General features: G+C 69.8%; 24 protein-coding genes and 1 pseudogene. 15 read left to right on the forward strand and 10 right to left on the reverse strand.

What is annotated here, in order from left to right; all coding sequences use genetic code 11:
* Positions 1-29: 29 nt before the first annotated feature.
* Both ACTWQR_RS32905 and argB read left to right on the forward strand, forming a co-directional pair.
* A complete protein-coding gene (locus ACTWQR_RS32905; RefSeq protein WP_443230858.1) occupies positions 30-977 on the forward strand; it encodes a methionyl-tRNA formyltransferase in 948 nt (315 codons plus the stop codon).
* 104 nt (positions 978-1,081) lie between these two features.
* Complete coding sequence (argB, locus tag ACTWQR_RS32910; protein WP_443230890.1) at positions 1,082-1,858, forward strand: acetylglutamate kinase; 777 nt, start codon at positions 1,082-1,084, stop codon at positions 1,856-1,858.
* A gap of 97 nt (positions 1,859-1,955) precedes the next feature.
* On the opposite strand, the gene ACTWQR_RS32915 is transcribed toward argB, so the two are convergent.
* Positions 1,956-2,789, reverse strand: coding sequence for an ABC transporter ATP-binding protein (locus ACTWQR_RS32915; RefSeq protein WP_443230859.1), 834 nt, complete (start codon positions 2,787-2,789; stop codon positions 1,956-1,958).
* An 87-nt stretch (positions 2,790-2,876) separates the two neighbouring features.
* Positions 2,877-3,047, reverse strand: a pseudogene (locus tag ACTWQR_RS32920) (iron chelate uptake ABC transporter family permease subunit); the annotation flags it as partial.
* A 75-nt stretch (positions 3,048-3,122) separates the two neighbouring features.
* On the opposite strand from ACTWQR_RS32920, the gene ACTWQR_RS32925 reads away from it, so the two are divergent.
* Both ACTWQR_RS32925 and ACTWQR_RS32930 read left to right on the forward strand, forming a co-directional pair.
* Positions 3,123-3,251 (forward strand): hypothetical protein, encoded by a 129-nt coding sequence (locus ACTWQR_RS32925; RefSeq protein ID WP_443230860.1) that lies wholly within the window; start codon positions 3,123-3,125, stop codon positions 3,249-3,251.
* Complete coding sequence (locus tag ACTWQR_RS32930; RefSeq protein ID WP_443230861.1) at positions 3,248-3,490, forward strand: hypothetical protein; 243 nt, start codon at positions 3,248-3,250, stop codon at positions 3,488-3,490. Before ACTWQR_RS32925 ends, ACTWQR_RS32930 begins: the two co-directional genes overlap by 4 nt.
* Before the next feature lie 37 nt (positions 3,491-3,527).
* Here the strand turns inward: ACTWQR_RS32930 and ACTWQR_RS32935 are convergent, their stop codons facing one another.
* Positions 3,528-4,187, reverse strand: a complete 660-nt coding sequence (locus tag ACTWQR_RS32935; protein ID WP_443230862.1) for an isochorismatase family protein — start codon at positions 4,185-4,187, stop codon at positions 3,528-3,530.
* A 347-nt stretch (positions 4,188-4,534) separates the two neighbouring features.
* Between ACTWQR_RS32935 and ACTWQR_RS32940 the strand changes: the two genes are divergently transcribed.
* The 8 genes from ACTWQR_RS32940 (at position 4,535) to ACTWQR_RS32975 (ending at position 13,709) form a co-directional block, all read left to right on the forward strand.
* Complete coding sequence (locus ACTWQR_RS32940) at positions 4,535-6,607, forward strand: pectinesterase family protein (RefSeq protein WP_443230891.1); 2,073 nt, start codon at positions 4,535-4,537, stop codon at positions 6,605-6,607.
* 142 nt (positions 6,608-6,749) lie between these two features.
* Positions 6,750-7,412, forward strand: a complete 663-nt coding sequence (locus ACTWQR_RS32945) for a helix-turn-helix domain-containing protein (protein WP_443230863.1) — start codon at positions 6,750-6,752, stop codon at positions 7,410-7,412.
* Positions 7,413-7,466: 54 nt separating this feature from the next.
* Positions 7,467-8,804 (forward strand): M24 family metallopeptidase, encoded by a 1,338-nt coding sequence (locus ACTWQR_RS32950; RefSeq protein ID WP_443230864.1) that lies wholly within the window; start codon positions 7,467-7,469, stop codon positions 8,802-8,804.
* A complete protein-coding gene (locus tag ACTWQR_RS32955) occupies positions 8,801-9,781 on the forward strand; it encodes a thiamine pyrophosphate-dependent dehydrogenase E1 component subunit alpha (RefSeq protein ID WP_443230865.1) in 981 nt (326 codons plus the stop codon). The genes ACTWQR_RS32950 and ACTWQR_RS32955 overlap by 4 nt, the downstream gene beginning before the upstream one ends.
* Positions 9,769-10,749, forward strand: a complete 981-nt coding sequence (locus ACTWQR_RS32960) for an alpha-ketoacid dehydrogenase subunit beta (RefSeq protein WP_443230866.1) — start codon at positions 9,769-9,771, stop codon at positions 10,747-10,749. Before ACTWQR_RS32955 ends, ACTWQR_RS32960 begins: the two co-directional genes overlap by 13 nt.
* A gap of 22 nt (positions 10,750-10,771) precedes the next feature.
* Positions 10,772-12,130 carry an amidohydrolase family protein gene (locus tag ACTWQR_RS32965; RefSeq protein ID WP_443230867.1) on the forward strand — a complete coding sequence of 453 codons (1,359 nt, stop codon included), beginning with the start codon at positions 10,772-10,774 and terminating at the stop codon, positions 12,128-12,130.
* Positions 12,127-13,023: a cupin domain-containing protein gene (locus ACTWQR_RS32970; protein WP_443230868.1), complete on the forward strand. Its 897-nt coding sequence runs from the start codon at positions 12,127-12,129 to the stop codon at positions 13,021-13,023. The genes ACTWQR_RS32965 and ACTWQR_RS32970 overlap by 4 nt, the downstream gene beginning before the upstream one ends.
* On the forward strand, positions 13,020-13,709 hold the full coding sequence (locus ACTWQR_RS32975) for an SDR family NAD(P)-dependent oxidoreductase (RefSeq protein WP_443230869.1): 690 nt from the start codon (positions 13,020-13,022) through the stop codon (positions 13,707-13,709). Before ACTWQR_RS32970 ends, ACTWQR_RS32975 begins: the two co-directional genes overlap by 4 nt.
* Before the next feature lie 176 nt (positions 13,710-13,885).
* Here the strand turns inward: ACTWQR_RS32975 and ACTWQR_RS32980 are convergent, their stop codons facing one another.
* The 6 genes from ACTWQR_RS32980 to ACTWQR_RS33005 all read right to left on the reverse strand — a co-directional run bounded on the left by ACTWQR_RS32980 (position 13,886) and on the right by ACTWQR_RS33005 (position 17,473).
* Positions 13,886-14,701, reverse strand: a complete 816-nt coding sequence (locus ACTWQR_RS32980; RefSeq protein ID WP_443230870.1) for an SAM-dependent methyltransferase — start codon at positions 14,699-14,701, stop codon at positions 13,886-13,888.
* 45 nt (positions 14,702-14,746) lie between these two features.
* Positions 14,747-15,418, reverse strand: a complete 672-nt coding sequence (locus ACTWQR_RS32985) for an endonuclease (protein WP_443230871.1) — start codon at positions 15,416-15,418, stop codon at positions 14,747-14,749.
* Complete coding sequence (locus ACTWQR_RS32990) at positions 15,415-15,753, reverse strand: DUF3140 domain-containing protein (protein ID WP_443230872.1); 339 nt, start codon at positions 15,751-15,753, stop codon at positions 15,415-15,417. The genes ACTWQR_RS32985 and ACTWQR_RS32990 overlap by 4 nt, the downstream gene beginning before the upstream one ends.
* A gap of 84 nt (positions 15,754-15,837) precedes the next feature.
* Positions 15,838-16,317, reverse strand: coding sequence for a Dps family protein (locus ACTWQR_RS32995; protein WP_443230873.1), 480 nt, complete (start codon positions 16,315-16,317; stop codon positions 15,838-15,840).
* Entirely contained in the window at positions 16,314-16,574 is a 261-nt protein-coding gene (locus tag ACTWQR_RS33000; RefSeq protein ID WP_443230874.1) for a WhiB family transcriptional regulator, read from the reverse strand. The genes ACTWQR_RS32995 and ACTWQR_RS33000 overlap by 4 nt, the downstream gene beginning before the upstream one ends.
* A gap of 89 nt (positions 16,575-16,663) precedes the next feature.
* A complete protein-coding gene (locus tag ACTWQR_RS33005; RefSeq protein WP_443230875.1) occupies positions 16,664-17,473 on the reverse strand; it encodes a lysophospholipase in 810 nt (269 codons plus the stop codon).
* Positions 17,474-17,625: 152 nt separating this feature from the next.
* Between ACTWQR_RS33005 and ACTWQR_RS33010 the strand changes: the two genes are divergently transcribed.
* The 3 genes from ACTWQR_RS33010 (at position 17,626) to ACTWQR_RS33020 (ending at position 21,167) form a co-directional block, all read left to right on the forward strand.
* On the forward strand, positions 17,626-18,399 hold the full coding sequence (locus ACTWQR_RS33010) for a sulfite exporter TauE/SafE family protein (protein ID WP_443230876.1): 774 nt from the start codon (positions 17,626-17,628) through the stop codon (positions 18,397-18,399).
* Positions 18,400-18,528: 129 nt separating this feature from the next.
* Entirely contained in the window at positions 18,529-20,364 is a 1,836-nt protein-coding gene (locus ACTWQR_RS33015) for a glycoside hydrolase family 15 protein (protein WP_443230877.1), read from the forward strand.
* A gap of 56 nt (positions 20,365-20,420) precedes the next feature.
* Complete coding sequence (locus tag ACTWQR_RS33020) at positions 20,421-21,167, forward strand: cobalt-precorrin-6A reductase (protein WP_443230878.1); 747 nt, start codon at positions 20,421-20,423, stop codon at positions 21,165-21,167.
* Positions 21,168-21,230: 63 nt separating this feature from the next.
* On the opposite strand, the gene cobF is transcribed toward ACTWQR_RS33020, so the two are convergent.
* Positions 21,231-22,007, reverse strand: a complete 777-nt coding sequence (gene cobF, locus ACTWQR_RS33025; protein WP_443230879.1) for a precorrin-6A synthase (deacetylating) — start codon at positions 22,005-22,007, stop codon at positions 21,231-21,233.
* Between the last annotated feature and the right edge of the window lie 75 nt (positions 22,008-22,082).

Consider the following 22,082-nt stretch of genomic DNA (forward strand, 5'->3'; position numbering starts at 1 on the left):
CAATGGTGTGTCCTAGGAGAGGATCGACAATGCGGGTCGTCATGTTCGGCTATCAGACCTGGGGGCACCGCACCCTCCAGGCTCTGCTGGAGTCCGACCACGAGGTGGTCATGGCCGTGACCCACCCCAAGAGCGACCACGTATACGAGAAGATCTGGGACGACTCGGTGGCCGAGCTGGCCGAGAAGCACGACATCCCGGTCCTGCTGCGCAACCGGCCCGACGACCCCGAACTCCTCGCCGCCCTCAGGGATGCGGCACCGGACATCATCGTCGCCAACAACTGGCGGACCGTGCTGCCCCCGGAGGTCTTCGACCTCCCGCCGCACGGCACCCTCAACGTGCACGACTCGCTGCTGCCGGCCTACGCGGGCTTCTCCCCGCTGATCTGGGCGCTCATCAACGGCGAGCGCGAAGTCGGCGTCACCGCGCACCGGATGAACGCCGAACTCGACGCGGGCGACGTCCTGTTGCAGCGCGCCGTCCCGGTGGGCCCGACCGACACCGTCACCGACCTGTTCCACCGCACGGTCGACCTGATCGCGCCGGTCGTCACCGAGTCGCTCGACCTGATCGCCTCCGGCCGGGCGCGCTGGATACCGCAGGACCGCAGCAGGGCGAGCTTCTTCCACAAGCGGTCCCTCGAGGACAGCCGGATCGACTGGACCTGGCCGGCCGAGGACATCGAACGGCTCGTACGCGCCCAGTGCGACCCGTACCCCAACGCCTTCACCCACCACCGCGGGGAGCGCATCCGGATCGTCGAGGCCGCGGTATCGCAGGGCTGCTACGGCGGCACTCCGGGGCGGATCTTCATCCGAGAGGGCGGCGGAGTGGTCATCGTCGCGGGTGCGGAGGCGAGGAACGGGCGGTTGCGCGGGCTGCTCGTCAGGCGGGTACGCACCGAGGACGGCACCGAGCGCGCGGCGACCGACTATTTCCGCACGATGGGCGGCTATCTGACGGCTCGTCCGTGAGCGGGGTGGTCGCGCTCACCGATCGCGCGGATCTCGCTGATCGTCTCGCGTCGCTGCAGCACCTGCGCGGGTGCACGGTCGTCGTCAAGTACGGCGGCCACGCGATGACCGACGACACGCTCCGCCGGGCCTTCGCCCAGGACGTGCTCACACTGCGGCGTGCAGACGTCAGACCGGTCGTGGTGCACGGCGGCGGCCCGCAGATCGGCGCCCATCTGGACCGGCTGGGGCTCAAGTCGGCCTTCCTGAACGGACTTCGGGTCACCACACCGGAGACCATGGAGGTCGTACGGATGGTGCTCTCCGGCAAGGTCCAGAAGGAACTGGTCGGGCTGCTGAACGAGCACGGTCCGTACGCCGTCGGCCTCAGCGGCGAGGACGGGCACACCCTGACCGCCGTCAAGCGGTACGCCGAGGTGGCAGGGGAGCCGGTGGACATCGGGCTGGTCGGAGACGTGGCACGGGTGAACACCGCGGTCCTGCGGATACTGCTGGACAGCGGCCACATCCCGGTGGTCTCCTCCGTCGGCCGGGGCGAGGACGGACAGGTCTACAACGTCAACGCGGACACGGCGGCGGGGGCGTTGGCCGCCGCGCTGGGGACGCGGGCCCTGGTCGTCCTCACCGACGTTCCCGGGCTGTACGCGGACTGGCCGGACAGCGACCGGGTCGTCGACCGGATCGGCGCGGGGGAGTTGGAGCGGCTGCTGCCGGGGCTGAACGGCGGTATGGGGCCCAAGATGGAGGCATGCCTGAGGGCCGTCAGGGCCGGAGTGGGGGCGGCCCGCGTGCTCGATGGACGCGCACCGCACGCGTTGCTCGACGGGCTGTGCGGTGCCGTCGGAACGGGGACGACGATCGTGCCCGATGCCGCCGGGTAACAGGTCACTGGCCGCGGGGACGTGGAACCCTTCCAGAAAATGTCCCATTCCCGCCACCACCCACCCCTGGTCCTGCAGCGTCGTTCGCGCGGCGTTCTCAGTCGGCCGCCCGCGCCGCCTCCAGGGACGGTGGTCCGTGACGGCGCCCCACCGGAATGACCAGGGGCGTACCGCTGACCGGGTCCATGGTGATCTGGCAGCTCAGGTCGAAGACGTCCTCGACCGTCTCGGCGGTGATGACCTCGGCCGGGTTCCCCTCGGCGACGATCTTCCCCGACTTCATGGCGACGACGGGATCGGCGTACCGGCAGGCCTGGTTGAGGTCGTGGAGCACCATCACGACGCTGCGGTTCTCCCGCCGGTTGAGGTCGGTGATCAGGTCCAGGACGTCGATCTGGTGCGCAAGGTCCAGATACGTCGTCGGCTCGTCCAGCAGCAGTACGGGGGTGCCCTGCGCGACCGCCATGGCGGTCCAGGCACGCTGGCGCTGCCCGCCCGAGAGCTCGTCCACCGGCCGGTCCGCGAGGTCGCTCATGTTGGTGGCGTCCAGCGCCTCGTGCACGGCCCGCTCGTCGGCCTTCGACCACTGCCGCCACCAGGTCTGGTGCGGTGAACGGCCGCGGTTGACCAGGTCGATGACCGTCAGGCCCTCGGGCGCGACCGGGCTCTGCGGCAGGATCCCCAGGCGCTGGGCCGGCTCCCTGCTCGGTATGGAGTGCAGCGCCCGTCCGTCGAGGTGGACGGCGCCCTCGCGGGGCGCGAGCAGCCGGGCGAGGGCACGCAACAGGGTCGACTTGCCGCACGCGTTGGCGCCGACGATGGCCGTGATCCGGCCGGGCGGGACGGCCAGGTCGAGGCCGTCCACGACGACGCGGCTGTCGTACGCCAGCCGCAGACCGCTCGCCCGCAGGTCCGGGTCGGGGGCCGACACGCGATCCGACGACGACTCGGTCGACGAGTCGGTGGCAAGGAGTCGGCCGACTCGAGGCCGGTCGACAGCGGATCAGCCGACATGGGATCAACCTCCTGAACCCGCGCGATTGGCGCGGACGAGCAACCAGAGCAGGACGGGATCGCCGAGCACGCCGGTGACGATTCCGACCGGCAGTTCCGTGCCGGAGACGAGCGTACGGGCGATGAGGTCCCCGCCCAGGACCACCAGCGCCCCGGTCAGCCCGGCGGCGTCAGGCAGGTCTTGAACATGGTGCCGTGCGCGAGGTCCGCCGAGACGCAGGTCTTTCGATTAGGTAACCCTTACCTTAGTATGACCTGCGGTCCACGCGGCCCCGCACGCGTCCACCGTGGGCGGAGCGTCGACGCCTCGCGCATCGGCGACATCGATGTGGTCGCGACGTCCGTCGACGGCCGAGAAACCGAGGAGACCGCACTGTGAGTACGAGTACGAGTACGCGGACGGGCGGCGTTGAGCGGTACGCGCCCTTGTGGGAGGGGTCGCCGTACCCTCACCGGTGGGTCATCTGGGACATCGCCGGGGACATCCTGGTGTTCGACCGGGAAGTCAACTGCCCTGTGGACATCGACGACGAGGTGATCCTGCGGGAGGTGCTGCGCAGGATGCGTGCGGCGGGTGTGCCGGAAAGTGGCGACTACCCGGGACGCCCCTGCGCTTGAGCCACCGCGTCGGTCGGCGGGTCGGCCGGCAGAGGTGTCACATGCTCTGTGCGGCCTTGCCGTGCAGGAGCTGGCGCAGTAGCTGATTGGTGGTGCACACGACGCTGGTGCGTGCTATCCAGCGCAGGGCCATGGAGTGGTCCTCGGCGGAGAAGTCGGCCACCGCGTCGGCCACGACGAAGGGCTGGATGTCGTGCATGAACGCGTCCGCCGCGGTCAGCAGGATGCCCAGATGTGCCCGTACCCCGCAGAGGATCAGCTGGTCCCTCCCCGCGGAGCGCAGCAGCCTGCCGAGGTGGCTGCGGAGGAAGGCGTTGTGGCGGACGTTGACCAGCAGGTGTTCGCCCACCCGGGGCGTGAGCCGCGCGACGATCGCCGCGTCGTCGTTGGGCTCCTGGCCGATCCCCGGACCCCATATGTCGGTCATCAGGCCTCGCTGGCCGGGGCGTTGGGCGGCCGGTTCGGCGCTGAACACGACCGGCATGCCCAGGGTGCCCGCGAGTTCGCGCAGGGTCGCGGTGTTGTCGATGAGCTCCAGCACGGGGGAGCGGTCCGGCGGGAAGGCCTGGACGAAGTGGTTCTGCATGTCATGCACCAGCAGCGCGGCCCGTGCCGGATCGATCGTCCAGGGCGGGCCCGACGGAGGGACCGCGGAACGGTCGGGCATGGGGTAGGAGTTGATGACCGGTAAGCCCATGGGCGGACTCCTCACTGATGGCGTGCGCGCCGAGCCCGATACGGAGAAGTTAGCTTAGCCTAAGCTAACTTGATGGGTGGTTGTTCGAGTGCTCGGTTCGGCCACACGCCAGGAGCTCGGCCGAGTCCTGCCGCTGCCGAGTGGTGCCGAGTCCTGATGAGTTCTGAGGAGTGCGGACAGTGGCGAGCGGTACGCGGCCGACTGGGCCGATGGCTCCGCCGGCGCGGCACCCGCCGCCGATGTCGCCGAAATCTTTTCGAGAAGATAGAAGTCGGCAACCCTTTCCACCCGCGGTGGCGACTGCCTGGCGCAATGTTCGGATATCAGTCACCGAGGCGGGCATGACGATGGAAACGATCCAGCACAAGGCGCGGCACCGGAGGCGCAGGCTCGGCCTGACGGTCGGGATCCCCATGGCGGTGGTCGTCGCGGCCGGTATGGAGTACGGCACGTCGTTCGGGATGTTCGGCGAGGACGCGCAGCCGAAGGCGTCGGCGGCGACGGCAACTACGGCGGCCGCCGACGTCGCTGACGGGTTCGCCTCGGTCAACGCGCTGGGACAGAACGGGACTTACGGCGGGCGGGACGGCAAGACCGTCACCGTGAAGACGCTCGCCGACCTCGAGAAGTACGCGACCGCGCCGGAGCCGTACGTCATCGTCGTGGCCGCGACGATCACCATGAACCCGGTCGGCAAGGAGATCAAGGTCGCCTCGGACAAGACGATCGTGGGCTCGGGGACCTCGGGTCAGATCGTCGGCGGCGGCTTCTTCCTCGGCCAGGGCGTGCACAACGTCATCCTTCGCAACCTGACGATCCGTGACTCCTACCAGGGCGTCTGGAACGACAAGGACCACGACTTCGACGCGATCCAGATGGACGGCGCCCACCACGTGTGGATCGACCACAACGATCTGCGCCACATGGCCGACGGTCTGATCGACAGCCGCAAGGACACCACCTATGTGACGGTGTCCTGGAACAAGCTGAGCACCAACAACAAGACCTTCGGCATCGGCTGGACCGAGAACACCACCGCGAACCTGACGATCCACCACAACTGGTTCCGAGAGACAGAGCAGCGCAACCCGTCCACCGACAACGTGGCCCACGCGCACCTCTACAACAACTACCTCCAGGACGATCCGGGCACGGACATCACCACCTCCTACGGCAACTACGCGCGCGGCAACACGAAGATGGTCCTGGAGAACAGCTACTTCCAGGGCATGAAGAACCCGGTCACCAAGGACAGCACTGCCGCCCTGGTCCAGCGCGGCAACGTCTTCTCCGGCACCAGCGGACGCAACGAGAGCGGCGGCACGGCGTTCGACCCGAAGACGTACTACAGCTACACCCTCGACAAGGCGGCCGATGTCCCCGCGCTGCTCAAGTCCGGTGCCGGGCCCCGCGCTTCGATCGGTGCCAAGGCGAGTACCACCGCGAGTCCCAAGGCGGCGGCCGCGACCACCCTCACGGTGGCGAAGGACGGCTCCGGCCAGTTCTCCAGCGTCCAGGCGGCGGTCAACGCCGTGCCGACGAACAACACTTCACGGGTTGTCATCTCCATCAAGCCCGGCACCTACCGAGAGTTGGTCAAGGTCCCGCGTGACAAGCCGCATGTGACCTTCCAGGGCACGGGGGCCAGCCGCAAGGACACCGTCATCGTCTTCAACAACGCGTCCGGAACACCGAAGCCCGGAGGCGGCACCTACGGCACCGGAGGCAGCGCCACCGTCGCTGTCGAAGGGGACAACTTCCAGGCCCGCAACCTCACCATCGACAACGACTTCGACGAGGCGAACAACCAGAACCTGAGCGGACACCAGGCCGTCGCCCTGCGCACCGCCGCCGACAAGGTCGTCCTCGACAGCGTCATCGTCACCGGCGACCAGGACACCCTGCTCCTCGACACGGCCGCCAAGGACAAGCTCGGCCGCGTCTACGTCAACAACTCCTACATCGTCGGGAACGTCGACTTCATCTTCGGCCGGGCCAGCGCCGTGATCAACAAGTCGGTGATCACGCTGAAGAAGCGCTGGAACGGCACCTCGGCGGGGTACGTCACGGCGCCCAGCACGGCCGCCGACCGCAAGGGCTTCCTGATCATCAACAGCACGGTCAACGGCGATGTCTCCGCGTCCTCCTTCTACCTCGGCCGCCCCTGGCACGCCGGCGGCGACGCGGCCCTCGACCCGCAGGCCACCGTCCGCAACACGTCCCTGAGCAACGCGATCAGGACCGCTCCGTGGACCGACATGAGCGGCTTCTCCTGGAAGGACGACCGCTTCGCCGAGTACAAGAACACCGGCCCCGGCTCCGGCGCGGCGAGCAGTGACCGCCCGCAGCTGACCGACGCCCAGGCCACCGGCCAGGAGATCGCCGACTGGCTGGGCGACTGGACGCCCAGCGCTTCCTAGGCCCCAGCGCTTCCTGGTCCCCAGCGCTTCCCGGGCCCCAGCTCTGGCGCTCTCGCCCCGGAATCCTTTTCCGGGCAACGCCCCCCGCGCCATGCGGCCGCACTGTTCAATGGAGATGAACGCCTCTGCGAGAGGAGCCGTCGTGTCCCCTCTGGTCGTGCCGCCCGTCGGTGCGCGCATACGGCATGCGCGCACGGCGCGGGGCATGAGCCTGCGCGGCCTTGCCCGGGAGATCGGGGTGTCCGCGAGCCTCATCTCGCAGATCGAGACCGGTAAGAGCCAGCCGTCGGTCAGCACGCTGTACGCGATCACCACCGCGCTCTCCATCCCCGTCGAGTCGCTCTTCGACGGGGAGGAGACCGCGCCGCTTTCCACCCCCACCCCCATCCCGGCCTCGATCGGCGCCGGTCCCCCCGGCACCGTCCTGCAGGCGCTCGCCGCCTTCGCCGCCGAGCCGGGCCGCAGGATAGGCCCGCTGGTCAGGGCCGATGAGCGGGAGGTGCTGGAGCTCGACTCGGGTGTCGTATGGGAACGTCTCGGACAGGTGCCGGGCACGGACGTCGACTTTCTGCTGGTGACCTACCGCCCCGGCGGCGCCTCCTCCAGCACGGGCGGGCTGATGCGGCACCCGGGAACGGAGTACGGCTACCTCACCTCGGGTGAGCTGGTTCTCACCCTCGGCTTCGAGGAGTACACGCTGCGGCCCGGCGACGCGGTGTCCTTCGAGTCGACGACGCCGCACCGCTATCGCAACGACGGGGACGAACCGGCCGTCGGCGTGTGGTTCGTGTTCAGTATGCCTTGACACTTGCCTTGACACTCTCCTCGGGCGGTCGTTCACTCGAAGGGGAGGTTCGCCATGGCGATCCGCACATTCGGCCCCAACGCCGTCGACTGGGAACAGCGCGTCGACCTGGACAGGCTGCGCAAGGAACGGCTCGCCCGGCTGAACGCCGCGCTGAACCGTTCCGAGCTGGGTGCCCTGCTCAGCTTCGACTTCGCCAACATCCGCTATATGTCGTCCACCCACATCGGCACCTGGGCGATGGACAAGCTGATCCGCTTCGCGCTGCTCGTCCGCGGCGGCGAACCGATCGTCTGGGACTTCGGCTCCGCCGCCCGCCACCACCAGCTCTACAACCCGTGGCTCGACTACAGCGACGGCAAGGAAGGCCCGCCCACCGGCGCCCGCGCGGGCATCTCCACCCTCCGCGGCGCCTTCCATCCGGACGCCGGGATCGCCGAGGACGTGGCGGCGAAGATCGCCGTGCAGCTGCGCGAACACGGCCTGGCGGGCGAGCCGTTGGGCGTCGACCTCGCCGAGATGCCCGTACTCCACGCCCTGAAGGAACAGGGCATCGACGTCGTCGACGGCCAGCAGATCTTCCTGGAGGCCCGCCGCGTCAAGACCCCCGACGAGATCTCCCTCCTCGCCCAGGCCTGCTCGATGGTCGATGCGGCGTACGAGGAGCTGTACGGCTATCTGCGGCCGGGTGTGCGGGAGAACGAGTGCGTCGGGCTCGTCAGCAAGGTCCTCTACGACCTGGGCAGCGAGTACGTCGAGGGCGTCAACGCCATCTCGGGGGAGCGCTGTTCACCGCACCCGCACGTCTACAGCGACCGCCTGATCCGCCCCGGCGACCCCGCCTTCTTCGACATCCTGCACAGCCACCTCGGCTACCGCACCTGCTACTACCGCACATTCGCCGTGGGCAGCGCCTCACCCGCGCAGCGCGACGCGTACGTCCGCTGCCGCGCCTACATGGACGAGGCCATCGCCCTGGTCCGGCCCGGCGCCACCACCGCCGACATCGTCCAAGTGTGGCCGCGCGCCGAGGAGTTCGGCTTCCCCGACGAGACGGCCGCGTTCGCGCTCCAGTACGGGCACGGGGTCGGCCTGTCCATCTGGGAGAAGCCCATCTTCAGCCGTCTCGTCTCGCTCGACCACCCCGAAGTCCTCGAAGAGGGCATGGTGTTCGCCCTGGAGACGTACTGGCCTGCGGCCGACGGCTGGTCGGCGGCGCGCATCGAGGAGGAGGTCGTCGTCACCGCGGACGGGTGCGAGGTGATCACCAAGTTCCCGGCCGAGGAACTCCTCGTGGCGGGCCGCAAGTACTGGACCGTCGGCGGCGAACTCAACACCCGGCGCGAGGCCCAGTCCCACCTCAACACCCGCGAGGGGAGGGGTGAGAAATGACCAGCGGAACCCAACTCCTCGCGCTCTACGAGCAGATGGCCGTGATCCGCCGTACGGAGAAGGCCGCCCACGACCTTTTCCTGTCCGGCCTGGTCAAGGGCACCACCCACCTCGCCGCCGGGCAGGAGGCCATCGCCGTCGGCGCGAGTGCGGCCCTGCGCGACGACGACTACGTGTTCGCCACCTACCGGGGCCACCACCACGCGCTGGCCCGCGGCGCGACCCCCGAGGAATGCCTCGCCGAACTGATGAGCCGCGCCACCGGACTGTGCAAGGCCAAGGGCGGCTCGATGCACCTCACCAAGGCCGCGGGCAACATGCTCGGCTCGTACGCGATCGTCGGCGCGCATCTCCCCATGGCGGTCGGAGCCGCCTGGTCGGCCCGGCTGCGCGGCACCGAGCAGATCGCCGTGGCCTTCTTCGGCGACGGCGCGACCAACATCGGCGCGTTCCACGAGGCGCTCAACCTGGCCGCCGTGTGGAAGCTGCCCGTGCTGTTCGTCTGCGAGAACAACCTGTACATGGAGTACACGCCGATCGCCGACGTGACCGCCGTACCCAACCCCGCGGCCGACCGGGCGCCCGCCTACGGCATCCCCGGCGAGATCGTCGACGGCAACGACGTGGTCGTCGTCCAGGAGGCGGTGGCGCGGCTCGCGGACAGGGCCCGTGCGGGAGACGGGCCCAGCCTGCTGGAGGCGCAGACCTACCGGCACTTCGGCCACAGCCGCTCCGACCCGGCGACGTACCGGCCGGCGGAGGAGGTCGAGCGCTGGCTCAAGCACGACCCGCTCGACGTGGCGCGCGGTCGCCTGGCCGAACTCGGGGTTCCGGCCGAGGCGGTCACCGAGGCCGACGACCGGGCAACAGGCCTCATACAGGAGGCAGTTGAAGCCGCGAAGAACGCGCCCGCGCCCGATCCGCGGGAGGCGCTGACCGACGTATGGGCCGACGGAGGTGCGGCGTGGCGGACGTGATCACCTACCGTCAGGCGGTCGCCGAGGGCATCGCGCGCGAGATGCGGCGCGATCCGGCGGTGGTGTGCCTGGGCGAGGACATCGGCAAGGCAGGCGGGGTGTTCAAGACGACCGTCGGGCTGCACGAGGAGTTCGGGTCCGAACGGGTCTGGGACACGCCGATCTCCGAACAGGCCATCGTCGGGGCGGCGATGGGCGCCGCGATGACCGGGATGCGCCCCGTCGCGGAGGTCATGTTCTCGGATTTCCTGGCCTGCTGCTGGGACTACCTGGCCAACGAGATACCCAAAGTGCGGTACATGACGGGTGGCCAGGTCACCGTGCCGCTGGTGGTGCGTACGGCCAACGGCGGAGGGCTCGGCTTCGGCGCGCAGCACTCACAGGCGACCGAGAACTGGGCCCTGACCATCCCGGGACTGAAGATCGCGGCACCGGCCACGCCCGCCGACGTGGTCGGCATGATGGCGGCCGCCATCCGCAGCGACGACCCCGTGGTCTTCTTCGAGCACAAGGGACTTCTCGCGGCCAAGGGGGCGCCCGCGCCGCCGGACCATGTCGTCGAACTGGGACGCGCCGCCGTCGTACGCGAAGGCGCCGACATCACGCTCGTGGCGCTCGCCTCGATGGTGCCCGTGGCGCTCACAGCCGGGGAACGGCTGGCCCAGGAAGGGATCGACGCCGAGGTGATCGACCTGCGCTGCCTGGTGCCCCTGGACGTGCGGACCGTGCTCGACTCCCTCGCCAGGACCTCGCGACTGGTGACCGTCGAGGAGAACCCGTACCAGGGCGGCTGGGGCGGCACGCTCGTATCGATCGTCGCCGACGAGGGATTCGGCCTGCTCGACGCGCCCGTACGCCGGGTCGCGGCCGAGTGCGTGCCGCTGCCCTTCGCGGACGCGCTCGAGGAACAGGTCATCCCCACCGTCGACAAGGTCGTGGCGACCGTGCGGAACCTCGCCGCGTACTGAACACCCCATGGGAGGAAGGGCCATGACCAATCGGATGCTCCTGCGCTCGGGCCATGTCGTCTCGATGGACCCCGCGATCGGGGACCTGCCCCACGGCGACATCCTCATCGAGGACGGGAAGATCGCGGCGGTCGACCGCGAGATCAGCGCGGACGCGGAAGTGCTCGACATGACGGGCCGCATCGTCATTCCCGGCTTCGTCGACACCCACCGCCACACCTGGGAGGCGCCCATCCGCGGCTGCGCGCCCAACGCCACCCTCGACGACTACTTCGTCGAGGTCCTCGACACCTTCGCGCCCGCCTACGGTCCCGAGGACGTGTACGCGGGCAACCTGGCCGGCTCGCTGGAGTGCCTGAACGCCGGGATCACCACCCTCGTCGACTGGTCGCACATCAACAACACACCCGAGCATCCCGACGCCGCGATACAGGCGCTCGGCGAGACCGGCATCCGCGCCCAGTACGCGTACGGCAGCGCCAACACCTCGCTCGCCGACTACTGGTTCGAGAGCAAGATCGCCATTCCCGAGGACGATGTACGTCGGGTGAGAGAGCGTCACTTCTCGTCGGAGGACGGGTTGTTGACCATGGGCCTGGCCACTCGCGGGCCCGGCTTCTGCATCAACGACGTCGTCGAGGCCGAGTGGCGGCTCGCGCGTGAGCTGGACATCCCGCTCACCGTGCACGTCGGCATGGGCCGGCTGGCCGGTCGCTTCGGCATGGTCAAGCAACTGCACGGCCTGGGGCTGCTCGGCCCCGACACCACGTACATCCACTGCTGCTACTTCAGCGAGGAGGAGTGGCGGATGGTCGCCGACAGCGGCGGCACGGTATCCATCGCGCCGCAGGTGGAGACGCAGATGGGGCACGGCTGGCCGCCCGTGATGAAGGCGATCGAGTACGGGCTGCGGCCGAGTCTGAGCATCGACGTGGTCACCACCGTGCCCGGCGACATGTTCACCCAGATCCGCGCGGCCTTCGCCGCCGAGCGGGCGAGGGTGAACGCCGACTGCTGGCAGGCCGACACACCCGTACCCGAAGCGATGCTGACGGCGCGTCAGATGCTGGAGATCGCGACGGTCAACGGCGCGCTTGTCGCGGGACTTGAGCACCGCACCGGTTCACTGACCCCCGGCAAGCGCGCCGACATCGTCGCGATCGACGCGACCGCCCTCAACGTCGCACCGCTGATCGACCCGGTGGCCGCCGTGACGCTGAGCGCCGACGTGTCCAACGTCGAGACGGTCATCGTCGACGGTGTCGTCCGCAAGCGCGACGGCAGGCTGCTCGGCGACACCGGGCGCGCGCGGCGTCTGGTCGAGGAGTCCCGTGACCGCCTCACGGCGGCGGTCGAGGCACGTAGGAAGCAGCGGGCATGACGCACTACGTGGTCCAGCGGGCGGCGGACGCCACGTTCGCCGCCCCGCCTCAACTGCCGCACGGGAGCACGGGGTTCCGGCGTCGATCAGTGGTCGGTGAGGCGGACGGTACCGTGCACACCGGCTTCGGCGTGTGCGAGCTGGCGCCGGACGGAGCGATCGGCGCCCACGTCCACTCGTACGAGGAGTCCTTCCACATGGTGGCCGGGACGGTGATCCTCGATACGCCCGAAGGCTCGTACCTTCTCGAAGAAGGCGACTACGGGCTGCTCCCCACGGGCGTGCCGCACGCCTGGCGCGGTGCCGGGGACACCGTCGCGCGCTGGGCGGACATGCTCGCGCCGGTACCGAGGGCGCGCTACCAGTACGACACCCGGGCGGTGCCCGCGCTGCCGGCCCGCGAGCCGTCCCGGATCGACGTACGCGACCCGCGCACCCGCTCGTTCGGGCACTTCGAGGCCGCCCAGATGGATCCCGGCAAACAGTCCCAGGATCTCCTCTCCGTGTCGGCCAGCATGCGCACCGCGCTGCTCGTCTACAGCGGGATCACCGTGAAGATGATCGTGGACGCGGATCTGGGCGCGGTGGCCTCGACGATGTTCATGGTGCAGTACGCGGCCGACGGTGTCGCGGGAGCGCACGACCACCCCTTCGAGGAGACGTATCTGATCGTCGAGGGCACCGTGGACGCCACCTTCGACGGCGAACGGCACCGGCTCGGTGTGGGCGACGCCGCCTGGGCGGGCGCGGGTTGCGTGCACAGCTTCACCAACGCCGGTGCGGGGCCGGTGCGTTGGCTGGAGACACAGGCACCGCAGCCGCCGTCCCGCCACTCCTACCGGTTCGCCCGGGACTGGGACTACCTGCGCGAGGTACTGGAGGAGAGGTCATGAGCAGCGTGGTCGTCATCGGGGGAACCGCCGGCATCGGCCACGAGATCGCCCGGTGCTCCGCGGAACGCGGCGACGAGGTCGTACTCACCGGCCGCGACGCCCACCGCGCCGACACGGTCGCCAAGGAGACCGGCGCACGCGGGCTCGCCCTGGACCTCTCCCGGCCGAAGGAGATCGCTCAGGCACTGGCAGGTGTCGAGCGCGTCGATCATCTCGTCCTCGTGGGCATCTCCCGCGACCAGAACCGCGTCGCGGAGTACGACATCGATGCCGCGCTGCACCTCGTCACCCTCAAGCTCGTCGGCTACACCGAGGTGGTGCACACGCTGCTGCCGCGGATGAACGAGGAGAGCGCCGTCGTGATCTTCGGCGGGCAGGCCAAGGAGCGGCCCTACCCGGGCGCGACGACCGTCGCGACGGTGAACGCGGGAGTGACGGGCCTCGTGCGCACCCTCGCGAGCGAACTCGCCCCGATCCGCGTCAACGCCGTCCACCCGGGCATCGTCGGCGACAGCCCGTTCTGGGCGGACAAACCCGCGGAAGTGCTGGAGAACTACCGTGCGCAGACGCCCACGGGCCGACTGGCCCGCATGCGGGACGTCGTGGACGCGGTGGACTTCCTGCTGCGCAACAGCGCGGTCAACGGCGTCAATCTCAGCGTGGACGGCGGATGGTTGCTGCGATGAGCACGGGAGCCGCTGGCGCTGAGGGCCGGCCGCGCTGACGGCCGGCGGTGCAGACGGCCGACGGCCCGCTCGGTCGGCGGCTCGTCCGGTCGGCGGCCCGCCCGGTCGGCGGCCGAACAGGGCTTCGCCGACCGGGACTTGAGCACGACGGTGGAATTCCTCAGGAGACCTGTTCCTCAGGAAGCCTTGAGAGCCACGCCCCCGTACAGCGGCACCGGACCGTCACCCGGCGAGGTCCCGCTGTCCGTCGGCTCCGGATGCCACTCCGACAGTGAGACGACTCCCGGTTCGACCAGTTCGAGTCCCTTGAAGAAACGGGCGGCATCGGCGTGCGGACGCGGCACGAGCGTGAGGCCGCCCGCCGCGTACATCCGCACGCCCCGCTCCACGTTCTCCCGGTTGTAGTCCGCGGTCATCATCGACAGCGCCACATAACTCCCGGCCGGCAGCGCGTCGACGAGGGTGCCCACCAGCTCGTACGCCCCGTCGTCGTCGGGGATGAAGTGCAGCAGCGCGACCAGCGACAGCGCGATGGGCCGGTCGAAGTCGAGGACGCGGGCAGCCTGTTCCAGGATGGTGTCGGTGTCGCGCGCATCCGCCTGGATGTACTCCGTCACACCCTCGGGCGTGCCGCGCAGCAACGCGCCGGCGTGGGCCAGCACGATGGGGTCGTTGTCGACGTACACGATCCGTGTGTCGCGCGCAGTCGCCTGGGCGATCTGGTGGAGGTTGGGCTCGGTCGGGATGCCCGTGCCGATGTCGAGGTACTGGCGGATGCCCGCTTCCTGGGTCAGCCAGCGCGTGACGCGATGCATCCACGAGCGGTTGCTGCGGGCCACCTGCTGGGCGGTCCCGTCGGACGCCATGAGCTGGAGGCCCAGTTCCTCGTCGACCGGGTAGTTGTCCTTGCCGCCCAGCAGCCAGTCGTACACGCGCGCGGGATGCGGCTTGCTGGTGTCGATCCGCTGGAGGGGGGACTCGGTCCCGGTCATGCGGTACTCCTCTGCTCGTCATGGCGTGCGAGCAGTCTGACACCGTTATCCGGTCTTCGAGTCCTGATTCTCGGCCTGTCGCAGACACTCCTTCACGATCTTCTTGTCGAGTGCGGCCCGCACCAACGCGGCTGCCAGCACGGCCGGTTCGGTGTGTCCGGCGAGCTTCACCAGTTGGTCCGGGTCCTCGGGCAGCCCGAGCCTGCCCGCGCCCTGCAGCGCCTTCGCGTCGAGATGGGGAGCGGCCTCGGGCCATACCCGCTGCACCTCGCGCAGGAAGATGTCCGCGCCCGCGGGACCGAGCCCCGGTACCTCCTGGAGCAGGTCCCGCAGTTCGTCCAGGTCGCCGTCCGCCGCGTCCCGCATCCGCCGCAGATCACCGCCCCAGCGCTCCAGCAACAGCTCGGCGCCGTCGCCGAGTTGGGTCGCCGTGCGCTCGTCGTAGCGCCGGTAGCCGCCCTCGCCCAGCGCGTCGACCCGCTGCTGCCAGGTCGCGTCGGCCATGCGGCGCGGATCGCGCATCCCGGCCTCGTACAGGGCGCGGGTGGTCGCGAGCGCGACGGAACCGCGGATCCGTGCGCTCAGCAGACACGCCATGACCAGGGTGCGGTACAGCGGCTGCGGCGTGTTCCGCAGCTTGATGCCGGCCTCGTCGGCGAACGTACGGCCGTGCTCGGCGACCAGCGTCTCGAGGACCCGTTCCTCCCGGCCGGTCATGGCGACGGCTTGAGTGGATCGTGGCCCAGCGTCATCAGCCGGTGACGTCGCTTGGTCTCTTCGGCCTCGGGCTCGTTCTCCAGGTCCGCCTCGGAGGTCACCGTGTCCACCACCTCGTACATCACCTTGATGTCGTCCTCGGTGAGGTCCGTGCGGCGCTTCTGCAGGATGGCCAGCACATGCTGACCGGTGGACGAACTCATCTCCTCCGGCAGCGGTTCCGTCTCCTCACCCGCGTCACGCACCCGCAGCCAGGCGGCCAGCTCCTGCGAGGTCATGTTCACCACGCGGTGGAACTCGTCCCACAGCGTGTCGAGTTCGAGAGCGTCGGCCATGGCGTACCCCTTTCGTTCGTGCGCTCGTTCGTGCGCCGCGCGTGCGTCGGCTCCCTCGCGAGGCTCGCTGGGCTCGCGAGGGAGTCAGCCGCGCGGCCGGTCCTCGGCCTGGAACATCCAGCGGTGCTTCTCGAGCTCGGCCGTGAGGCCGATCAGCAGATCCTGGGTGACGAGATCGGCATCCTGCGTCGCGCCGATCCGCTCCCGCAGCTGCCCGATGATCGTCTCCAGTGCTTCGACGAGCAGGCCGACGACCTCGGTGTCCTCGACCCAGCCCTCCTTCGGACCCTGCAGCGCACAGGTCGTCGCGATGGTCTCGGGCCGGCCGTCGGGCGCGATGCCGAGCGCCGCGGCGCGTTCGGCCACGGTGTCGGCGTACGAACGGGCCGTGCCGACGATCTCGTCGAGCTGCAGGTGGATCGTGCGGAACCGCGGACCCACGATGTTCCAGTGGGCCTGCTTGCCGATGAGTGAGAGTCCCAGCAGGTCCACGAGGGTGCCCTGCAGGGCGTCCCCGACCACCTGACGCGCGGCGTCGGGGAGCGTGCTCTTCACCACAGTCATGGCGCGCTTCTCCTTGAGGCTTGAGGACGGCGGAGGATACGGAGCAGCGCGGCGCGCTCTTCCTCGCCCGTACCGCCCCACACGCCCGAGGTCTGCCCGGTGTCGAGCGCCCAGTCCAGACACGGGGCGGCCACCGGACAGCGGGCACAGATCCGCTTGGCGGCGGCGATGTCCCGCAGGGCCGGGCCTGTCGTGCCCACGGGGAAGAACAGTTCGGGGTCCTCACCCACGCAGGCCGCACTCCGCAACCACTCCATGCGGGCCCGAGTGCCCAGGGTGGATCAGCGAAAACACCCCCTGTCCCAGCCCCTGCCTCAACTCCCGTCTCAGCTCGCGAGCACGCGGTTCAGCTCCCGAGCACGCGGTCCACGAATCCGGTCACGTCCGCGAGGACCACGTCCTTGTCCGTCTCGTTGAACACCTCGTGCTGGGCTCCCGCGTACACGCGCTCGGTCCAGTCGGCGCCGCGCAGCTCCTCGACTCCGGCGCGGCTGGCGGGCAGCGGCACGATCCGGTCGTCGTCGCCGTGCACCCACAGCAGGGGGAGCGCGCCCACGTTGCCGCTCTTGGAGATCGTCTCCAGGGTGCGTACGAACGCCTCCAGCGTCGGACGCTTGAACGGGCCGTGCCAGACGAGGGGATCCGCCGCGTACGCCTCGCCGACCGACGGATCGCGCGAGAGCGTGGTCGGGTCGATCGGGAGGTCGGGCAGCGGGTCGAGTGGCAGCAGCTGATCTAGCAGTCGCCAGCTGCCGATCACCGGACCGGACAGGACAAGGGCGGTGAGGTCGTTGCCGTAGCGCTGGGCGTGGCGTGCCGCGATGAGGCCGCCCATGGAGTGGCCGATCAGGACGACCGGCACGCCCGGGTGGGTCGCCCGGGCCAGCCGCTCCACCGAGTGGACATCGGTCACCACGTCCTCGAAGTCCTCGATCAGCACCCGCTCGCCGGCCGACCTGCCGTGGCCCATGTGGTCGGGCCCGAACACCGCCGCGCCGTGCGAGTTCAGTACGTCCGCCACGTACTCGTACCGGCCGATGTGCTCCCCGTAGCCGTGTACCAGCAACGCGAGGTACCGCGGCCGCTCCCGTGGCCACTCGCGTGCGGTGATGCCGCCCCGGGTGCCCGTGAGGGTGTGCTCGCGAGAGTCGGCCATGGCTCCTCCATCGGGGTGGGCGAAGATTCGAGGGGATCTTCCCAGGGAGCCGGGCGGCGGTCCACCGTCTCGGCAGGGGGCGGCCTGGCAGGGGCCACCTGTCGAGACGGTCCTGACACAGCCGGATACGTGGGCATAGCATCGGTCCCCGCATGAACACAATGACGCTCTGGAACATCTCCGGCTGGCAGTTCGCCGCACTCGCCGCCGCGGCCATGCTCGTCGGCTTCTCGAAGACCGCCGTGAGCGGGGCCAACACGGTCAGTCTCGCGATCTTCGCGGCCGTGCTGCCGGCCCGGGCGTCGACCGGCGTGCTGCTGCCGATCCTGATCGTCGGGGACGTGCTCGCCGTGCTCACCTACCGGCGGCACGCCCACTGGCCCACGCTGTGGCGGCTGTTCCCCGCGGTCGCCGCCGGTGTGGTCGTCGGCACGGTGTTCCTGATGTGGGCCGACGACGAGATCGTACGGACGTCGATCGGCGCGATCCTGCTGCTGATGGCCGGAGTCACGGTGTGGCGCCGGCGCAAGGCCACGGCGGAGGAGGATCCCGACGCGGTGGTCACGCGGACCGGCCGGATCAAGGCCCGTTCGTACGGAGTGATGGGCGGCTTCACCACGATGGTCGCCAACGCGGGCGGCCCGGTGATGTCGATGTATCTCCTCTCCGCGGGCTTCCGCAAGCTCGGCTTCCTGGGGACCTCGGCCTTCTTCTTCCTGATCGTCAACGTCTCCAAAGTCCCCTTCAGCGTCGGCCTCGGCCTGATCGACGGCCACTCGCTGCTCCTCGACGCGGCCCTCGCCGCCTTCGTCGTGCCGGGCGCCATCATCGGCAAGTACGCCGTGAACCGCATCAACCAGCGCCTCTTCGAGCAACTCGTGATCGGGGCGACAGTGGTGGGCGGGGCACAGCTCCTGCTGCGCTGATCCTCGACCGGGCGACCTCCGCACCCTCCCGCGCTGTGCTCGGAATGCCGTCTTCACCGCGCCCGTGCCCGGCCGCGCCTAGTCTGGGAGGCGCCGGAAGCGTGTTCACGGGGCAGAGAGGCTGTTGCCATGTCCGAGGCGTCCGCTCACCAGGATCCGCCGGGATCCCCCCGCTATCTGCCGATCGCCGAGCACGGCCTGATCGGCGATCTGCGCAGTGTGGCCCTGGTGGGCACCAACGGCACGATCGACTGGTACTGCTGCCCGTCCTTCGACGCGCCCAGCGTCTTCGCCTCGATCCTCGACGCGGACCGGGGCGGATCGTTCGAGCTGGCGGCCGCCGTACCGGCCAAGACCAAGCAGTTCTACTTCCCCGACACCAATGTGCTGGTCACCCGCTTCTTCACCGAGGACGGGGTGGGGGAGGTCCAGGACTTCATGCCGGTGGACGACGACGGCGCGGAGGCCGACCGGCACCGGCTGATCCGGCGCGTGGTGTGCGTACGCGGAACGATCCCCTTCACCGCGCGCGTGGCCCCCCGGTTCGAGTACGGAGCCCAGCCGCACACCGTACGGCTGCACGACGGCATGGCGATCTTCGAGTCCGTGGAACTGTCGCTCGCGCTGACCGCCACGGTGCCGCTGGAGTGCGACGACCTGGACGCGAAGGTGGACTTCAAACTCTCGGAGGGCGAGTCGGCGGTGTTCGCCCTCGACCAGGTCAGCGGCGACATCGCACCACGCCGGTGTCCACGCGCCGAGGCCGAGGAGTCGTTCGCCGCCACGGTGGCCTACTGGCGGCGATGGCTGACCTCCTCCCACTACCGCGGCCGCTGGCGGGAGATGGTGCACCGCTCCGCGCTGACCCTCAAGCTGCTCACCTACGCGCCGACCGGCGCCATCGTGGCCGCGGCGACGACCAGCCTCCCGGAGCAGCTCGGCGGCGAGCGCAACTGGGACTACCGGTACGTATGGGTGCGTGACGCCGCCTTCGCCGTGTACGCCCTGCTGCGGCTGGGCTTCACGAGCGAGGCCGAGTCGTTCATGGCCTTCCTGGCCAAGCACATCAGCCCGGGTGACGGCCGCCCCTCGGGCCCGCTGCAGATCATGTACGGCATCGACGGGCGCACCGACCTGCCGGAACGTGAACTCGCCCACCTGGAGGGGTATCAAGGATCCGCCCCGGTCCGCGTCGGAAACGCGGCGGCCGACCAGCTCCAACTCGACATCTACGGGGCGCTCATCGACTCGGTCTACCTCTACGACAAATGGGCCCAGCCGATCTCCAGCGACCAATGGGACGACATCTGCGCGCTGGTGGACTGGGTCTGCGACCACTGGGACCAGCCCGACGAGGGCGTCTGGGAGACCCGCGGCGGTCGTAAGAACTTCCTCTATTCGAGGCTGATGTGCTGGGTGGCGATCGAGCGGGCCATCAGGCTGGCCAACCGCCGCGGGCTTCCGGCGGATCTCCCGCGCTGGCTGCAGGCCCGCGACACGATCTACCGACGGATCATGAAGCGCTGCTGGTCGCCCGCACGACAGGCGTTCGTCCAGCAGGAGGACGGTGACCTCCTCGACGCCGCCGTGCTGATGATGCCCCTGACCAAGTTCATCTCGCCCACCGATCCGAAATGGCTGTCGACGCTCGACGCGCTCACCGAGGAGCTGGTGTCCGACTCGCTGGTCTATCGCTACGACCCGACCGTGAGCCCCGACGGCCTGCGCGGCGAGGAGGGCACGTTCTCGATCTGCTCCTTCTGGTACGTCGAGGCGCTGACGCGGGCCGGACGGCTCGACGAGGCACGGCTGGCCTTCGAGAAGATGCTCACCTACGCCAACCACCTCGGCTTGTACGCCGAGGAGATCAGCCACACCGGCGAACAGCAGGGCAACTTCCCGCAGGCCTTCACCCATCTCGCGCTGATCAGCGCCGCGTTCAACCTCGACCGGGCCCTGGGGTGACGGGCCGGCGGGCCCGGCCGGGGGATGTGCCGGACCCGCCCCGTACGCTCGACGCCATGTCCCCGCACGTCCTGCTCCTCGGTGGCACCGCCGAGGCCCGCGAACTCGCCGCGACCCTCGCCGCCCGGCCTGGCGTGCGCGTGACCACGTCACTCGCGGGCCGCGTATCCCGGCCCGGGGAGCTCGACGGGGACGTACGCGTCGGGGGGTTCGGCGGGGCGGAGGGCCTCGCCGAGTGGCTGCGCGCCGAGCACGTGGACGCCGTCGTCGACGCCACGCACCCCTTCGCGGCCGGCATCACCGCGAACGCCGCGCAGGCCGCGGCGGCCACCGGTGTCCCGGCCGTCGTCCTGCGCCGACCCGGCTGGCAGCCGGGTCCCGGCGACCGCTGGCACCCGGCGGCGTCCCTCGCCGAAGCCGCCGCCCTGCTCCCGCCCCTGGGCCGCCGCATCTTCCTCACCACGGGCCGCCTCGGTCTCGCGTCCTTCGCCCACCTGCCCGAACTCCACTTCCTCGTACGCTCGGTTGAGCCCCCCGAACCACCGATGCCGCCCCGCACGGAAGTCCTCCTGGCCCGCGGTCCGTTCACGGTGGAGTCCGAGAGGTCTCTCCTGCGCGAGCACCGCATCGATGCCCTGGTCACCAAGGACAGCGGCGGCTCGTCGACGTCGGCCAAGCTGACAGCAGCCCGTGAACTCGGCCTGCCGGTGGTGGTCGTACGCCGCCCTCCGCTGCCCGAGGGGGTTAGTGCCGAGCCGGACGTGGCGGCGGTGCTGGCTCGACTGGACCTCGACGCGCGGTGAGCCTCAACACCCTGTAGGCCTCAACTCGGGGCCGGGGGACCCCTGGCCCCTCCGGGGGTGGCCCTATCCCCGTGGCCGCCTGCGCAGCAAGTATGTGTCCATGATCCAGCCCTTGCGCTCCCGGGCCCGCGCGCGGAGCTCGGCGATACGGGGGGCGGTCTCCGCGAGGGGGCCGGAGGCCAGGATCTCGTCTGGGGTGCCTATGTACGCGCCCCAGTAGATGTCGATGTCCTGGTCGGCGTCTGCGTACCGCTGGAACGTCTGGTGGGCGTCCAGCATGACCACCACGTCGTCGACACCGTCGGGGAAGCCCTCGGCGAGACGCCGGCCCGTGGTGATCTGGACAGGGCGGGCGACGCGGTTGAGCCCCGTACGATGTCGGGCGACCAGGGCCGAGACGCTGCTGATGCCCGGTACGACGTCGTAGTCGAAGGCCACCGCGCCCCGGTCGAGGATCTCCTCCAGGATGCCGAGCGTGCTGTCGTACAACGAGGGATCGCCCCACACGAGGAACGCCCCGCTCTCGTCCTCGCCCAGCTCCTCGGTGATCAGCCGCTCGTAGATGTCGGCGCGGGCACTGCGCCAGTCCCCGACCGCGGGGGAGTAGCCCGCGCCTCCGGCGGCCCGGTCCCGCTCCGGATCGCGCGCCTCCACCAGCCGGTACTCCTCGTCCGGTATGTGCGCGTCGAGAATGTCACGGCGCAACTGGACGAGGTCCGACTTCACCTCGCCCTTGTCCAGGATGAAGAACACGTCCGTGCTCCTCAGCGCTTTGACCGCCTGGAGGGTCAGTTGGTCGGGATCGCCCGCCCCGATGCCGATGACATGAATCTTTCGCACACCCCGAGTGTGCCGCACCCCACTGACAGCCACGCCACCGCACCCGGCAGGCCGCCCCGCGACAGGGTGCCTGCT

Source organism: Streptomyces sp. 2A115, assembly GCF_052245575.1.
Lineage (GTDB): Bacteria > Actinomycetota > Actinomycetes > Streptomycetales > Streptomycetaceae > Streptomyces.

What these genes read in the sequence shown, in the direction of transcription:
- ACTWQR_RS32905 (WP_443230858.1), top strand. Translation starts at nt 30, where the DNA reads ATGCGGGTCGTCATGTTCGGCTATCAGACCTGGGGGCACCGCACCCTC.
- argB (WP_443230890.1), top strand. Translation starts at nt 1,082, where the DNA reads ATGACCGACGACACGCTCCGCCGGGCCTTCGCCCAGGACGTGCTCACA.
- ACTWQR_RS32925 (WP_443230860.1), top strand. Translation starts at nt 3,123, where the DNA reads ATGACCTGCGGTCCACGCGGCCCCGCACGCGTCCACCGTGGGCGGAGC.
- ACTWQR_RS32935 (WP_443230862.1), bottom strand. Translation starts at nt 4,187, where the DNA reads ATGGGCTTACCGGTCATCAACTCCTACCCCATGCCCGACCGTTCCGCG.
- ACTWQR_RS32940 (WP_443230891.1), top strand. Translation starts at nt 4,535, where the DNA reads ATGGAAACGATCCAGCACAAGGCGCGGCACCGGAGGCGCAGGCTCGGC.
- ACTWQR_RS32950 (WP_443230864.1), top strand. Translation starts at nt 7,467, where the DNA reads ATGGCGATCCGCACATTCGGCCCCAACGCCGTCGACTGGGAACAGCGC.
- ACTWQR_RS32955 (WP_443230865.1), top strand. Translation starts at nt 8,801, where the DNA reads ATGACCAGCGGAACCCAACTCCTCGCGCTCTACGAGCAGATGGCCGTG.
- ACTWQR_RS32965 (WP_443230867.1), top strand. Translation starts at nt 10,772, where the DNA reads ATGACCAATCGGATGCTCCTGCGCTCGGGCCATGTCGTCTCGATGGAC.
- ACTWQR_RS32970 (WP_443230868.1), top strand. Translation starts at nt 12,127, where the DNA reads ATGACGCACTACGTGGTCCAGCGGGCGGCGGACGCCACGTTCGCCGCC.
- ACTWQR_RS32975 (WP_443230869.1), top strand. Translation starts at nt 13,020, where the DNA reads ATGAGCAGCGTGGTCGTCATCGGGGGAACCGCCGGCATCGGCCACGAG.
- ACTWQR_RS32980 (WP_443230870.1), bottom strand. Translation starts at nt 14,701, where the DNA reads ATGACCGGGACCGAGTCCCCCCTCCAGCGGATCGACACCAGCAAGCCG.
- ACTWQR_RS32985 (WP_443230871.1), bottom strand. Translation starts at nt 15,418, where the DNA reads ATGACCGGCCGGGAGGAACGGGTCCTCGAGACGCTGGTCGCCGAGCAC.
- ACTWQR_RS32990 (WP_443230872.1), bottom strand. Translation starts at nt 15,753, where the DNA reads ATGGCCGACGCTCTCGAACTCGACACGCTGTGGGACGAGTTCCACCGC.
- ACTWQR_RS32995 (WP_443230873.1), bottom strand. Translation starts at nt 16,317, where the DNA reads ATGACTGTGGTGAAGAGCACGCTCCCCGACGCCGCGCGTCAGGTGGTC.
- ACTWQR_RS33000 (WP_443230874.1), bottom strand. Translation starts at nt 16,574, where the DNA reads ATGGAGTGGTTGCGGAGTGCGGCCTGCGTGGGTGAGGACCCCGAACTG.
- ACTWQR_RS33005 (WP_443230875.1), bottom strand. Translation starts at nt 17,473, where the DNA reads ATGGCCGACTCTCGCGAGCACACCCTCACGGGCACCCGGGGCGGCATC.
- ACTWQR_RS33010 (WP_443230876.1), top strand. Translation starts at nt 17,626, where the DNA reads ATGAACACAATGACGCTCTGGAACATCTCCGGCTGGCAGTTCGCCGCA.
- ACTWQR_RS33015 (WP_443230877.1), top strand. Translation starts at nt 18,529, where the DNA reads ATGTCCGAGGCGTCCGCTCACCAGGATCCGCCGGGATCCCCCCGCTAT.
- ACTWQR_RS33020 (WP_443230878.1), top strand. Translation starts at nt 20,421, where the DNA reads ATGTCCCCGCACGTCCTGCTCCTCGGTGGCACCGCCGAGGCCCGCGAA.